We start from the raw sequence: 13,483 nt of genomic DNA, 5'->3' as shown, positions 1-13,483 counted from the left end.
GACACCAGCACCGGCGAACGGAGCGCATCTCGACCCATCACCTGATCATGCCTGGCCGTCGGCGCGGCATCCCGCCACAGCCGGACGCAACAGAGCCGTCAGGGGTTGGTTGTGGGGCAGGTTCGTGCCGTGGTCCAGACGGTAACGCCGTTGCGGTTGGTGTCCGAGAGCCGGGTCAACCACTGCCCGTCGCGGTAGAAGGCGTGGACAGGCAGGCTGACACCCAGGACCTTGACGATCGCCAGGGCGGTCGTGGGGTCCTCAAGCCGGATGTCGTTGATCTCATACGGTGCGCCCTGCGGGCTGTCGGCGTTACACGTCCGCTGGTAGGCGACGTAGTCCCCGCGGTCGATGAGGGCCTGGTCTTCGGGGACGAGCAGGTCCCAGGCGCCGGCGTGGTCGCCGGCGGCTCCGCGGCCGATCGCCTTGTCGAGCAGCTCTCGCGCGGCCTCGACCGTCTGCGGTTGGGGCGCGACCGCTGCGACAGAGGTGCTGGGAGCGCTCGACGAGCGCCCGACGGTGGGCACGGTGGGCACGGAGGCGGCATCGCTGCCGCCGCATGCCGCCAGCAGCGGCATCACGATGATGCCAACCGCAGCCCCGCACACCAGCCCCCGCAGCCAGCGGCACCGCCGTGGCCGTACTCGTTCCCCTGTCATCGCAGCCCCCCACCCTGATGCGGAACCTAACATCCTTCCGCGCACCGCCCAGCCCCGACTCCCGATTGCGCCCGCCGACGCCGCGTAGGCGCGCTGGGCGGGGGCGTGACCTTCCAGGGCGACGGCCAGCCAGGGCGACGGCCAGGCTTCGCACGCAGGAACAGGTCACCACGGGCGCCGGGTTGACTGTCCAGCAGCGGTCCGGCGCCTCGCGGGGGTGCGGCCGGCTGGGCCTTGGCTCGCGTCAGACGCCTCCCCGCCGGATGAGAAGAAAAAAACATGGAACTCGGCCTTTCGGGCGCGACCGTGGTTGTCACCGGCGGGACCGCCGGCATGGGCCGTGCGGCGGCGCTGTGTTTCGCGGCGGACGGTGCCCGGGCCGCTGTACTCGCACGTTCGGCGAAGGCACTGGCGGAGGTCACCACCGAGCTGCGGTCGGCCGGAAGCCCTGACCCGATCGGAATGTCGGTCGACCTGTCACGGCCCGATCAGGTCGAGCGGGCATTCGAAGAACTCGGCCGACGCTGGGGAAGTCTGAACGCGTTGATGAACACCGTCGGACCCGGCATTCCCGTCACTGGTGGTTTCGCGGTGCCAGCGCAGCACGGTGGTGGGGGTGACGAAGAACGAACCCCGGCGGGCCCGGGGGACTAACCGGGACAGGGCTGCAAGGATCACCCGGTCCGTCGGTTCCAGCGTCGGACGGTGGACCTGCCGTCGCAACACTGCCACCTGGTGTCGCAGGACGAGGAGCTCGACCTCCTTCGGTGCTGGGCGACATCCGGTCAAAATGTGCTGGTGGTCAGCAGACCGAGGGTTTTCGTGGTCGCAACGACGTTGCGGACGGCGGGACTGATCTCGTCGGCTCGCCAGACCAGAAGCTGATCTAACTGAAACCACGAGGCGGGGTCCGCGAGCGGGACCGCGACGACGGCCCGGTGCCGGTATCTCGGCACCGCCCGTGAGGCCGTGAGGACGATCCCCTCGCCGGTCTCGACGCGGGTGGCGAGTTCGTCGCGCCCCCAGATCGGCAGGCGGCGAACGGTGATATCGATTCCCGCGGTCCGCCAGAAGGTGGTGGGATCAGGGCCGGTCAGAATGAAGGTCTCACCGTCCAGGTCCGGGAGGCCGATCTCGGATCGACCGGCGAGTGGGTGCGACGCGGGGACGAAGATCGTGTCCAGCATGAGGACGTCGAAGCGGTAGAGCTCGAGCCCTGCGGGCACGTCTCCCCAGCACATGCCGAGGGATGTCCTCCCGGCCAGAACCGACGCCGCGATCTCGCCGTTCGGCCTCTCCCGATAGTCGAGCCTCAGCTGCGGATGCCGGGACTGCAGCGACCGTACGAGCAACGACACGACGTCGAAGTGGTTGCTGGCGTGGAACAGCCCGACGGTTCCGGCGGCGCCGCTCCTCGTGTCGGCGACGACGGCGCGAAAGGTCTCGATGCTGGCGAGCACGAGCCGGGCCTGGTCGAGCAGGGGCCGGGCCTCCGGGGTGAGGGCCACACGGCGGCTGGTTCGGTCGAACAGCCGGATGCCGATGCTGGCCTCGAAGTCCTGCAGACGCTTGCTGACGCTGGAGGTGCTCATGCCCAGCCGGGCGGCGGCCCGCCCGAAGTGCAGCTCGTCGGCGAGGGCGACGAGCACCTCGAGCTGATCGATTTCCACCCGGAGGATCGTCCACGATCGGGAAACGGTGCGTCAACGGGAAGGCTCTTGATCCGCGGCCCGGACGGGGTGGAAGCTCTCGTGGTCCCGCGATGAAGGAAGCGGGTGACGAAGGGAGCGGGATGACGAAGGGAGTGAATATGGACGACGACCAGGACCGTTTCATCCCCGCCGACGACGGCCTGCATACTTCCTCGACCGACTATTACGAGACCGAGACCTTCTGGTTCTCGTTCTTCGTTCCGGACCGGGCGATCGGGGCCTGGCTCTATGCGGCGGTCAAACATAATGCCGGCGGAACGGGCGGCGGTTGTTGGATCTGGGACGCCGCCGGCAGCGCGCCGTGGGACATACCCTTCTACGAGCAGTTCGGGCACCTGAAGGCCCCGAGACAGACCTCGTCGGGCCGCCTGGAGTTTCCGACCGGGTTGACAGTCGAGGTTCGCGAGCCCGCCCTGTCCTATCGCCTCGGCTATGACGACCGGAACCGGTGCCGCATCGAGCTGCGCTTCGATGCCCTCGAACCTCCGGTACCGCTGCGCCGCGGGGCCCCGCCGTATCCGAAGGCCGCGCATTACGACCAGACCGGGCATGTGACCGGCCACCTGCTGCTCGACGGTGAACGTATCGACGTCGACTGCTACGCCATGCGGGACCGTTCATGGGGGCGCCGGACGGAGCGTGGTTACCGGCGCGTCGGCTACACCTGGGCCGCCTCGCCCGACCTGAGCCTGCTCACGTACACGTCTCCGGAAGCCCGTGCGGGCGGCGTGATCCCGGAGAATGTGCATTCCGGCTATCTTCGCCGCGACGGCAGGGTCGCCCGGATCGTCGGTGGCCATCGCACGGTACACCGCGATCCGAAACATGGTTGGATAACCGGCATCGATCTGGAGGTCGTCGATGACGACGGCCGGGCCCTGGCCGGACGGGCCGAGCCCGCCAGCCGAATGATCCTTCCTGGCGCGACGACGTTGTGTGTCAACACCTCGCTGGTCTGGAATCTTGACGGCCGCACTGTCTACGGCGAGGACCAGGACGTCTGTCCGATCCATGAGTGGCAGTATCTCCGAAGCGCGACGCGGAGCCGGTCCGGGAGTGCGGGATGAGCGCTCTCGAACTTCCTGCCAAGATCCTGGAGTGGATCGAGAAAGCAGCCGGATCTCCTGTGCTGAAAGCCGACCGGATACCGGGCGGTGGTACCCGTCAGGGCTGGCTCGTCGACGTTGCCGCCGCTGCCGCCGGCGACGGTTCCGGGAAGCTGTTCCTGCGGTACAGCCCTGAGCGACTGCCCGACCGCGGCGCCTTCCATCGCCTGGCCACCGAGGCCGAGGTGCTGCGGGCCCTGCGCGGCGCGGGGGTCGCCGTCCCGGCGGTGTGTGCGGTCCATCCCGTCGAGGAGGCGGTCCTGCTCGAGCGGGTCCCGGGAGAAACGTGGTTCTACCGCATCCGCGACCCCGACGAGCAGGTGCGGGTGGCGCAGGACTTCATCCGGAGCCTGGCCAAGGTCCACCGCCTTGATCCGGCCGACCTGGGCGTGCCCGGTCTCGGGCCCGTCCGATCGGCGCGGGAACACGCCCTGGAGCGCATCGCCGAGATCCGCCGGCGCGGCACGGCCCCGGACGGGTCGATCGATCCCCTGGTCCGCCTCTCGGCCGACTGGCTGGAATCCCATGTGCCTGACTATGACGGCCCCGTGGTCCTGGTCCAGGGCGACACCGGGCCCGGGAACTTCCTGTACCAGGATGGTCGGGTCACCGCGGTGCTGGACTGGGAGCTCTGCCATTTCGGCGACCCCATGGACGACATCGCGTGGTTGTCGCTGCGGACGGTGCAGGACACCTTCACGCACCTGCCCGACCGCCTTGCGGAATACGAGAAGCTGTCCGGTCACGCGATCGATGTGGACCGGGTCCGCTACTACCGGGTCTTCGCGGAGACGACGATGGCGACCCTCACCCCGAACGAGGGCGCCCGGGCCCCGGCAGCGGAAGACGGATCAGGAGGAGCGGACAAGGACGTCGGCAACCACCTGCTGTATGCCCAGCTGCATCGCCGGCTGTGGCTGGAGGCATTGAACGCCGTGATGGGCCTAGGACTGAAGAAACCGGTCATGCCCGAGCCGGTCGATTCGTCCGACTGGCAACCTCTGTACGGGGACGTGCTGGCCATGTTGCGCACGATCACGCCCCGGATGGGCGACGCGCTGGCCGTCCAGTGGTCGAAGGGGATAGCCCGGCTGGTCCGGTACCTGCGGGAGCTGGATGCCTGCGGCCGGGCGGGCAACGAGCTCGAACGGTCGGACATCGCTTCGCTTCTCGGGTTCACGCCTTTGTCCCTGCCGGCCGGGCGCGACGCTCTCGCGCGGGCGAACGCCGCCGGCCGGGTCAGCGATGTGGATTTCACGCGATACCTGTGGAACCGGGTGATGCGGGACGACCACCTGATGCGCCATGCGTCCGGCGCACTGCATTCCCGCACCTGGCCGCCGCTCACCAACCCGTCCTGAGCGGGTAACCCGCCACCTTGGCTGAGGACGTCCGTGCCGGCGAGGTCGTTCGTTGCCTGGCCAGCACCAGTGGGCCATGCCGTCACCATTGAGGGCTACTCCACATGTGACCCAGGTCCTATAGTTAGCCGATTCGGTGGCCATCTGAGGAAAAGGGATTCATCATGACCGAGAGAGAAGCCGACGTCCGCGCCTGCCCAGTCGTGGACTATGCCTTAGCACCGCCACCCGGCCCGGCCTTATCCCTGTTCCAACGCATGGACGGCCATCAGGCGACCGGCCGTCCCGCCGTGCGCACGGACGAGGCCGGCGGCTACTGGATCTTCACGGATCAATCGGTGATCCTCGACGGCCTCCAGCGTCCCGATCTCTGGTCGAACTCGGTGATCGTCCCCACCGAGTCCGATCCGCCCTACCGGTGGATCCCGATCATGCTTGACCCGCCGGAGCACACGAAATGGCGGCATCTGCTGGGATCATATTTCTCGCCCGGCCGGACGAAGGGTATGAAGGCCGACCAGCACCGACTCGCCGTCGAACTCATCGAGGGCCTACGCGGTCGGGGGGAGTGTGACTTCGTGCGCGACTTCGCGCAGGTGTTCCCCAGCATCATCTTTCTGGAGATCATGGGGATGCCGCGGGAGAAGCTCGACGAGTTCATGCAGTGGGAGCACATGATCCTGCATGAGAACAACGACAGCGACCCCGACGGCTCGGTGCGCCTCGGCGGTATGCAGGCCGTCCAGACCTATTTCGCCGGGCTCGTCGCCGAGCGCCGGGCGAACCCCGACCCCCGGGCCCAGGACATCGTCAGCGCCGCGATTTCCTGGGAGATCGACGGGGAGCCGGTGACCGACGCGGACGTGCTCAACTGCCTTCTGCTGCTGTTCATGGCCGGTCTCGACACCGTCGCCGGCCAGTCGTCGTATGCCCTCCTGCACCTTGCCACGCACCCGGCGGACCGGGCCAGGATCGTGGCCGAGCCCGCACTGGTCCCGCACGCCGTGGAGGAGCTCCTACGGGCCTATCCGATCGTGCAGACCGCCCGTAAGGCCACCCGGGACGCGGAGTTCCACGGCTGTCCGATCAAGAAGGGCGACATGGCAGCCTTCCCGCTCTCCGCGGCCGGCCGGGACGACGAAGCCTATCCCCAGGCCAAGCGGGTCGATTTCGATCGCGAGACGATCCGTCACCTTTCCTTCGGCGGCGGCCCGCACCGTTGTCTCGGCTCCCACCTGGCCCGCCAGGAGATGATCGTGCTGCTCCAGGAGTGGCACCGCCTCATTCCCGACTACGAGCTTGTGCAGGTTCCGCTCGAACACGGCGGCGGGGTGTGGGGCCTGGAGTCCCTGCGCCTGCGGTGGGAGATCTGACGCATGACCGAGAACCTTTCCTACCGGCTCTACCTCGACGGGACATGGACCGACGGTGAGGGCACGCAGCAGATCGAGGTTCGGAACCCGGCGACCGAGGAGATCATCGGCCGGGTGCCGCAGGCGACCCGCGCCGACGTGGTCCGCGCGATCGAGGCCGCCCGGCGGGCGTTCGACGACGGACCATGGCCGCGGATGGGACCTCGGGAACGCGCCGAGATCATGCTGCGCATGGCGTCCGTGCTGGAACGGCGGACGGCCGAGATCGTCGATCTGAACGTCGTCGAGGCGGGGTCGGTCCGCTGGCTGGCCGAATCCGTCCAGGTCGGCATCCCGATCGCGCACTTTCGCGACATGGCCGAGCGGGTGATGCCCTCCTTCGCCTGGGAGAAGCCGCTCATGCCGTTCGTCGGCGCCGGAATCGGCCAGGGCGTACTGCGCCGCGAGCCGTTCGGCGTCGTCGGACTCATCTCCGCCTACAACTTCCCCTTCTTCCTCAGCATGATGAAGCTTGCGCCCGCCCTCGCCGCCGGGTGCACCGCCGTGCTGAAGCCCGCTCCCACGACACCGCTCGAGTCCTTCCTGATCGCCGAGATCGCCGACGAGGCCGGGCTTCCTCCCGGCGTGCTCAACGTCGTCACCGGTGACCTCGAGGCGGGGCAGGAACTGACCAGCAACCCGATGGTCGACCTCGTCAGCTTCACCGGCTCGGACAACGTCGGCCGGATGGTCTACGGCCAGGCCGCGCCCACCCTGAAGAAGGTCGTGCTGGAGCTCGGCGGCAAGTCGGCGAACATCATCTGCAACGACGCCGACCTTGACCTCGCCGTGGGCGACGTTCTGGGCGGCATCACCGTCCACGCCGGGCAGGGCTGCTCCCTGCTGACCCGCACCCTCGTACACCGCTCCCGCCACGACGAGCTCGTCGAGAAGGTCACCGCCGCCCTGGCCCAGGTCAAGGTCGGCAACCCCGCCGAATCCGACACCGCCATGGGCCCGCTCATCAGCGAGGCGCAGCGGGGCAAGGTGGAGAAGCTCATCCGTACCGGTGAGGAGGAGGGCGGCCGGATCGTCTTCGGCGGTGGGCGGCCCGCCGGGCTCGACAAGGGGTATTTCGTCGAGCCGACGCTGTTCACCGGGGTCGGTAATGCCATGACCATCGCGCGCACGGAATTCTTCGGCCCGGTCGGAGTGATCATCCCGTTCGACGACGACGCCCACGCCGTGCGGATCGCCAACGACAGTCCCTATGGTCTGGCCGCGGCCGCGTGGGCGAACGATCCGGTCCGCGCGTACGGCCTCGCGAAGCAGCTCCGCGCCGGGTTCGTCACGATCAACGGAGGCGGCGGCGGCCTCAGCCCGTACACCGCCTTCGGCGGCTACAAACAGAGCGGGCTGGGCCGTGAATGGGGCGAGCACGGACTCGACGAGTTCCTCCAGACAAAGTCGGTCGTCTGGGGCGTGGCCCGCGGCTGACCGGCCGTCCCGCCGGCACCGAGGAGGAGCCGTGACCACAACAGACCCCCTCACCCGGGATGTCTGAACCGATTCGGTCGAATCTTTCGCGCTCGCGACCCGGACGTGGCCTGTTTTGTTCTCTCTGGGTACGACCAGAGCCCGCAGAATCCGCTCGCCAGACCTGGTCGGAGGGACATCGTGACGTCGTTCACCAGCGACCGGTCCTTTCTCTGGTCAGGGAGGTTCCCCGGAGTGCTGGGGGTGATGGCCGAATACGCGCGCGAGCGCCACATCGCCAGCGTCGACCTTGCCGTGATCGACGCAGGATCGGTGACCGGGACGGTCAAGGCCCTGGGCCAACCGGTGTCCGACAAGGCCGGCGTCGAACTCCGGCTCACCGCGATTGCGCCCGGTAGACGGTCCGGAAGAGTTCGGTCCACAGCCTCTCCAGTGGAGATGAGATGACAATCCATGCGGCCGAGCCGCCGGTCCCACCAGCCCCGATCGACCCCAGCGGAGTATGGTTCTTCAACTGGGTCATCCCCTTGCTGGGCGGTCTGGTCATCGTCCTGGCGATCACCGACACCATCAGGCGGCGGCTTGACCTGGGGCCTTCTGTTCCTGGCGACCAGCATGCTCGTCTACTGGATGGTGCATGCTTTCATCTGGCTCGATTACGAGGTCACCATACCGAGGTGGAAGTTCGAGCTCGCTCGCTTCGGAACCTGGTTCGTGGTCTTCCAGGTCACCTTCTTCGGCATGCTGGTCATTCCGCTGGTCGCGATGCGCGCGTCGACGGGCCATGACAGCGTTTACGTCCCGTAGACCCGGAGGAACTGATGGGTAGGAGCCCGATCGACGACGACCCGGTCCACGCGAAGATGCTGCCGCCGACGGACCGGGGCACGCTGATCAGGGAATCCGTATCGGTCCTCGCCTGGTGCCTGGTGCCTGGGACTGACGGCGGCTCTCTTCGTGCTGGTCTACCTGCTGACCTGAACCGCTGGTCGAGGTCGGCGGGCCGATCCGCCGCGCGCGTGCCGGCGGTGGTCGCTGGGCGACTGGACAGCTCGATGACCTGCTCACCGGCGCCGACACCGTCCTCGACGGCAAGATCCTCGACCGGATCGACGCCATCGTCGCCTCTCGTGATCCAGCTACGCCGCCGGCTCCTCGCGCTCTCACGCGGCGGCCGCGCCTACGCGATCGCGCACCTGCGCGCCACCTCGCCCAACGACACTCGTTGACCCTGCGAAACCGCGCAACGCGCAGGACGACCGTCGAGGCATGACCGCCCCACGGTCCAGGCCGGCGCGGCGACGCGCACACCCGCACCTGCGCGCCGAGTGCCCGCAACCGCAGCCGAGTCCCACCGGCGGTTCGACGTCCCGCGAGACCCGCGGGTCCGCCCCGCGAACTGGCGTAGGGGGTCGGCCCGCCCGGTACCGAGCCCCCAGCACCGCCAGCGGCCCACCGCGCCGCAAGTCTGGGTAGATTATTCACCCAGCGCCGCTACCCGGAGATTTTCGTGGCCCAGCGTTGTGTCTGTGCGCGGCTGCGTTGCGACCAGGGCAGGCGCTGCTACGCCTGGCCGGTGCGGTTCCCATCGAAACCCACGATGAATGGCAGCTCACCGACCGGTGCTACCTGTCCGTCGGTCGAAAAATGATTAGGCCAATGGTGGATCCGCCTGGCGGGACTTTGTGCGCCCGTGCCGGGTGCCGGAGTTCCTTCGAATTCGGGACGTCGGACCGGGCCGCGACGACCGGTGCGCGGATAACCTGACCAGCGCCGGCAGGTTCCTCGGCCGGTGCGCCGAGCCGTGCGGCGCGGGGCCGGCTATCCGCCGGGCCCGTCCCCGCCGACGGTGACGACACATTCATTGTGGACTGCCCGGCGGCGGTCATGAAACCCGACGCCGGGACCGCGCACCACCGCCGGCAGCGGCAACACCATTGGGAGCGGAATGTGACACTGGTGCACGATACGCCGGCCGGGCATACGGACCCGCCGGTGGGCGAGGCCCCACCCAGGGCTGTGAAGACCCTGTTGCAGTACGTGCGGACGACGTCGCACAAGGACATCGCGCTGCTGTACTTCATAGTCTCGCTACTGTTCTTCGCGTTCGCTGGAGTCCTGGCGATGTTCATGCGGGCCGAGCTCACCAAGCCGGGCCTGCAGTACATTTCGAACGAGCAGTACAACCAGCTGTTCACGATGCACGGCACGCTGATGCTGCTGATGTTCGCGACGCCGATCGCGTTCGCGTTCGCGAACTATCTGGTCCCGCTGCAGATCGGCGCGCCGGACGTGGCCTTTCCACGGCTGAACGCGTTGTCGTTCTGGTTTTGGTTTTTCGGCAGCCTGACGGTCACCGCGGGCTTCCTCACGCCGAACGGCGCCGCCTCCTTCGGCTGGTTCGCCTATGCGCCGCTGTCGAACGCCGCCTACTCGCCGGGCGTCGGCAGTGACCTGTGGGTGGTGGGCCTGACCGTCTCCGGTCTGGGTACCATCCTGGGCGCGGTCAACTTCATCACGACGATCCTGTGCCTGCGGGCGCCCGGTATGACGATGTTCCGGCTACCGATCTTCTGCTGGAACCTGCTGGTGACCTCGATCCTGGTGCTCATCGCCTTCCCGGTGCTCGCGGCCGCGCTGATCGCCCTGGAGGCCGACCGGCGGTTCGGCACGCACGTCTTCGACGCGAGCAACGGCGGCGCCATCCTCTGGCAACACCTGTTCTGGTTCTTCGGGCATCCCGAGGTGTACATCATCGCCCTGCCCTTCTTCGGGATCATCACGGAGATCATCCCGGTGTTCTCCCGCAAGCCGTTGTTCGGCTACAAGGGACTGGTCTACGCGACCATCGGCATCGGGGCGCTGGCGATCGCCGTGTGGGCGCATCACATGTACGTCACCGGCGCGGCGCTGCTGCCGTTCTTCGCCTTCCTGACGTTTCTCATCGCGGTGCCCACCGGGGTCAAGTTCTTCAACTGGATCGGCACGATGTGGCGCGGGGAGATCACCTTCGAGGCGCCGATGTTGTTCGCCGTCGGCTTCCTGGTGACGTTCCTGTTCGGTGGTCTGACCGGTGTCCTGCTGGCCAGCCCCCCGGTCGACTTCCACGTGTCGGACAGCTACTTCGTCGTCGGCCACTTCCACTACGTCGTCGCCGGCCTGCTGTTCGCCGGTTTCGGCGGGGTGTACTTCTGGTTCCCGAAGGTCACCGGCCGGATGATGAACGAGCGGCTCGCGAAGATTCACTTCTGGACGATGTTCGTCGGCTTCCACGCGACCTTCCTGGTGGATCACTGGCTCGGCGTCAGGGGCATGCCGCGCCGATACGCCGACTACACTCCGGAGGACGGCTTCACCACGCTGAACACCATCGCCACCGCTGGCAGCTTCGTGCTTGCGCTGTCGACCCTGCCGTTCCTGTACAACCTGTGGTTGTCGTACCGGAAGGGGCAGATCGTGACGGTGGACGACCCATGGGGGTACGGCAACTCGCTGGAATGGGCGACGTCCTGCCCACCGCCGCGGCACAACTTCCGGTCGCTGCCGCGGATCCGCTCCGAGCGTCCCGCGTTCGACCTGCATCACTCGACGCTCGCGGCGGGCGAGGCGATCGAGCACCGCGCCGCCCCGGAGCTGAGTACCTGAGAAACACGGCTCACGTGAGCGGGTGAACCGCCTCGGGTTCTTTGCGAACCCGGGGCGGTTCAGAACGGTGTTCCATGCGTCGAGCAGCGGCGGCAGTTCCCGAAACGACAGCAGGCCCGGGATGTAGGGAAACGCCGCCCGGCCCACCGCCGTCGCCGAGGCGATGACCTCCCAGGCCGGCGCGGCGATGAGGGAAACGCCGCCCGGCCCACCGCCGTCGCCGAGGCGATGACCTCCCAGGCCGGCGCGGCGATGACGGATCGCCACGCGCGGGAGGAGCGCGTCCACAAGTTTGTGCGTGGACAGCGCCGGGTGACCGCTGTAGATGCCCTTCGTCCGCAGTTCGGCTTCCGGCGGGTAGCCTCTTCGTATACGGAGGGCACGCTGTGGGAGGACCGCGATGGCTGACGCCGACGACGTGCGCCGGTTGGCGCTGGCTCTGCCTCACGTGGTGGAGATCGAGAGCGACGGCTTTGACTTCCGGGTGGCCAACAAGGGGTTCGTCTGGTCCTATCCCGAGCGCATGCCGGGGAAGCCGCGCCTGATCCGAACCGATATCGCGGTGCTGTTCGTCGGCGATGAGGCCGAAAAACAGGCTCTCCTGCTCGGCGAACCCGACATTTTCTTCACCACGCCTGGTTACGATGGATGGCCCCTGGTGATGGTGCGCCTGGCGGAGGTAGCGGTCGAACGTCTGGGGGAGCTCGTAACCGACGCGTGGCGGATGCGTGCACCGGACGCGCTCGTCAGTAACCTCGACGAGGCCAGCGAGTCGTCCAGCGCTGGGCTGAACTAGGGTCTGTTTTGAAAGTGGATGTTGTGTGCTGCTAGCGGTCGGCTGGCGTCATATCGTCTGGATGATCTGTTGTGTGGCGCGGGGTGATCTGACGAACGGCGGTGGGCTGTGCTCGAGCCGCCGCTGCTTGCGGGGGCGGACGAGAGGAAGCCGGGCCGGCCGGCGACATGAACCCGCCGGAACCTGGGGCGCCGGGATGGTGGCCGCTGGAGCACCGTCCCGGCGTTCGTCCCGATGCGCCTACGCGTCGTCGCTGGGCGCGGTCTCCCAGGCGGTCAGGACGGCGGTCGGCTCCGAGAAGGTGGAGAAGTCGGTCGTCGCGTGGAAGGCGGGGAGCTGGTAGAGGGTGCGGGCGTAGGACCACAGGTGCGGGTAGTCCGACAGTGGCGGCAGGGTCGCCAGGTCGTGGCGGCGGCCGCGGTAGCGGACCAGGGAGACCCACAGGCGCACGTCGGCCTCCGTCAGCTGGCCGCCCACCAGGTACGGGGCGTCGGCGAGCCGGGTGTCGAGCGTCGCGAACGCGTCGAGCAGCGTCGCGCGGACCGCCTCGTCGTGCGCCGCCCGGTGCACCCCGTGGTTCACCGCCGGGCCGATCCAGGAGTCGAGCTGCGCGATCTCGGCGCGCAGGTGCTCGGGGTAGGTGTCGGCGCCGTTCGACCAGCGGCCGAACTGGGTGGCCAGGTCGATCCCCAAGCCGCTGAAGTCGTTGGACACGACCTGACCGGTCTTGCGGTCCCACAGCGTCGGGACGGAGACGTGGCCGTCGAAGCCCGGCTCAGTCAGCTCGTAGGCGTCGCGCAGCAGGGTGAAGCCGTTGACCGGGTCCGGGCCGTAGGTCTCGCGGAACGCCCAGCCGCGGGCGTCGCGGGTGCCGTCGACGTAGGAGACGCTGACGACGTCCTCGAGCCCGTGGAGCGCACGCTCGAGGGTGACGCGGTGTGCCCACGGGCAGAACCAGCCGGCGTAGATGTGGTAGCGGCCCGGCTCGGCCGGGAATCCGCTCGACCCGTCCGCGGTGATCCGCCCGGTGAACCGGTACAGCGGCCGGGTGTCCGCGGGGTCCCGTCTGATCGTGTACTCGCCGTAGGTCGCCACGTCGGTCGGGCTGGCATACCCCGGCCTCGCGGTCCCGGAGACGGCGGTGGTCCCGGAGACGGCGGTGGTCTGGGAGACGGCGGCAGCCTGGGACATGCGCGTCCTCCTCGGGTCGCTGTGGGAGGGGCCACGCCGATCGCGGGCCCGTCCTCTCCAAGGCCGACGAGCTTTCCGCTATTCCGATCGAGTGGGTAGAGATGCCGTTGCAGTGACACCCGATCCGGTCGACCCTGCGTCACCTCGGCCGGCGACGATGCCGG

General features: G+C 68.2%; 12 protein-coding genes. 9 read left to right on the top strand and 3 right to left on the bottom strand.

The window, feature by feature from the left end; translation table 11 throughout:
- Window positions 1–98: 98 nt before the first annotated feature.
- Window positions 99–578 carry a hypothetical protein gene (locus FRAQA3DRAFT_RS10775; protein WP_035920847.1) on the bottom strand — a complete coding sequence of 160 codons (480 nt, stop codon included), beginning with the start codon at window positions 576–578 and terminating at the stop codon, window positions 99–101.
- A gap of 360 nt (window positions 579–938) precedes the next feature.
- On the opposite strand from FRAQA3DRAFT_RS10775, the gene FRAQA3DRAFT_RS38680 reads away from it, so the two are divergent.
- Window positions 939–1,313, top strand: coding sequence for an SDR family NAD(P)-dependent oxidoreductase (locus FRAQA3DRAFT_RS38680; protein ID WP_009739078.1), 375 nt, complete (start codon window positions 939–941; stop codon window positions 1,311–1,313).
- 131 nt (window positions 1,314–1,444) lie between these two features.
- On the opposite strand, the gene FRAQA3DRAFT_RS10765 is transcribed toward FRAQA3DRAFT_RS38680, so the two are convergent.
- Window positions 1,445–2,329 carry a LysR family transcriptional regulator gene (locus FRAQA3DRAFT_RS10765; protein WP_009739077.1) on the bottom strand — a complete coding sequence of 295 codons (885 nt, stop codon included), beginning with the start codon at window positions 2,327–2,329 and terminating at the stop codon, window positions 1,445–1,447.
- 140 nt (window positions 2,330–2,469) lie between these two features.
- On the opposite strand from FRAQA3DRAFT_RS10765, the gene FRAQA3DRAFT_RS10760 reads away from it, so the two are divergent.
- The 8 genes from FRAQA3DRAFT_RS10760 to FRAQA3DRAFT_RS10720 all read left to right on the top strand — a co-directional run bounded on the left by FRAQA3DRAFT_RS10760 (window position 2,470) and on the right by FRAQA3DRAFT_RS10720 (window position 12,128).
- Entirely contained in the window at window positions 2,470–3,438 is a 969-nt protein-coding gene (locus FRAQA3DRAFT_RS10760; protein ID WP_009739076.1) for a hypothetical protein, read from the top strand.
- Window positions 3,435–4,838 carry a phosphotransferase family protein gene (locus tag FRAQA3DRAFT_RS10755; RefSeq protein ID WP_009739075.1) on the top strand — a complete coding sequence of 468 codons (1,404 nt, stop codon included), beginning with the start codon at window positions 3,435–3,437 and terminating at the stop codon, window positions 4,836–4,838. The genes FRAQA3DRAFT_RS10760 and FRAQA3DRAFT_RS10755 overlap by 4 nt, the downstream gene beginning before the upstream one ends.
- 164 nt (window positions 4,839–5,002) lie before the next feature.
- The gene (locus tag FRAQA3DRAFT_RS10750) at window positions 5,003–6,211 is read left to right on the top strand and encodes a cytochrome P450 (protein WP_009739074.1); all 1,209 of its coding nucleotides are present in this window, start codon (window positions 5,003–5,005) and stop codon (window positions 6,209–6,211) included.
- A gap of 3 nt (window positions 6,212–6,214) precedes the next feature.
- Window positions 6,215–7,687 carry an aldehyde dehydrogenase family protein gene (locus FRAQA3DRAFT_RS10745; protein WP_009739073.1) on the top strand — a complete coding sequence of 491 codons (1,473 nt, stop codon included), beginning with the start codon at window positions 6,215–6,217 and terminating at the stop codon, window positions 7,685–7,687.
- A 180-nt stretch (window positions 7,688–7,867) separates the two neighbouring features.
- Entirely contained in the window at window positions 7,868–8,134 is a 267-nt protein-coding gene (locus FRAQA3DRAFT_RS32955; RefSeq protein ID WP_157467285.1) for a hypothetical protein, read from the top strand.
- A gap of 135 nt (window positions 8,135–8,269) precedes the next feature.
- Window positions 8,270–8,494, top strand: coding sequence for a hypothetical protein (locus FRAQA3DRAFT_RS35940; protein ID WP_035920841.1), 225 nt, complete (start codon window positions 8,270–8,272; stop codon window positions 8,492–8,494).
- A 1,143-nt stretch (window positions 8,495–9,637) separates the two neighbouring features.
- Window positions 9,638–11,332 (top strand): cytochrome c oxidase subunit I, encoded by a 1,695-nt coding sequence (gene ctaD, locus FRAQA3DRAFT_RS10730; RefSeq protein ID WP_035922727.1) that lies wholly within the window; start codon window positions 9,638–9,640, stop codon window positions 11,330–11,332.
- A gap of 400 nt (window positions 11,333–11,732) precedes the next feature.
- Window positions 11,733–12,128 (top strand): MmcQ/YjbR family DNA-binding protein, encoded by a 396-nt coding sequence (locus FRAQA3DRAFT_RS10720; protein ID WP_009739070.1) that lies wholly within the window; start codon window positions 11,733–11,735, stop codon window positions 12,126–12,128.
- A 240-nt stretch (window positions 12,129–12,368) separates the two neighbouring features.
- Here FRAQA3DRAFT_RS10720 and FRAQA3DRAFT_RS10715 read toward each other — a convergent pair whose 3' ends face one another.
- Window positions 12,369–13,319 carry a glutathione S-transferase C-terminal domain-containing protein gene (locus FRAQA3DRAFT_RS10715; RefSeq protein ID WP_009739069.1) on the bottom strand — a complete coding sequence of 317 codons (951 nt, stop codon included), beginning with the start codon at window positions 13,317–13,319 and terminating at the stop codon, window positions 12,369–12,371.
- Window positions 13,320–13,483: the final 164 nt, after the last annotated feature.

It is taken from the genome of Frankia sp. QA3 (genome assembly GCF_000262465.1).
Taxonomy (GTDB): domain Bacteria; phylum Actinomycetota; class Actinomycetes; order Frankiales; family Frankiaceae; genus Frankia.
The sequence above is the reverse complement of the archived record's forward strand: the minus strand, read 5'-3'. Positions and strand labels throughout refer to the sequence as shown.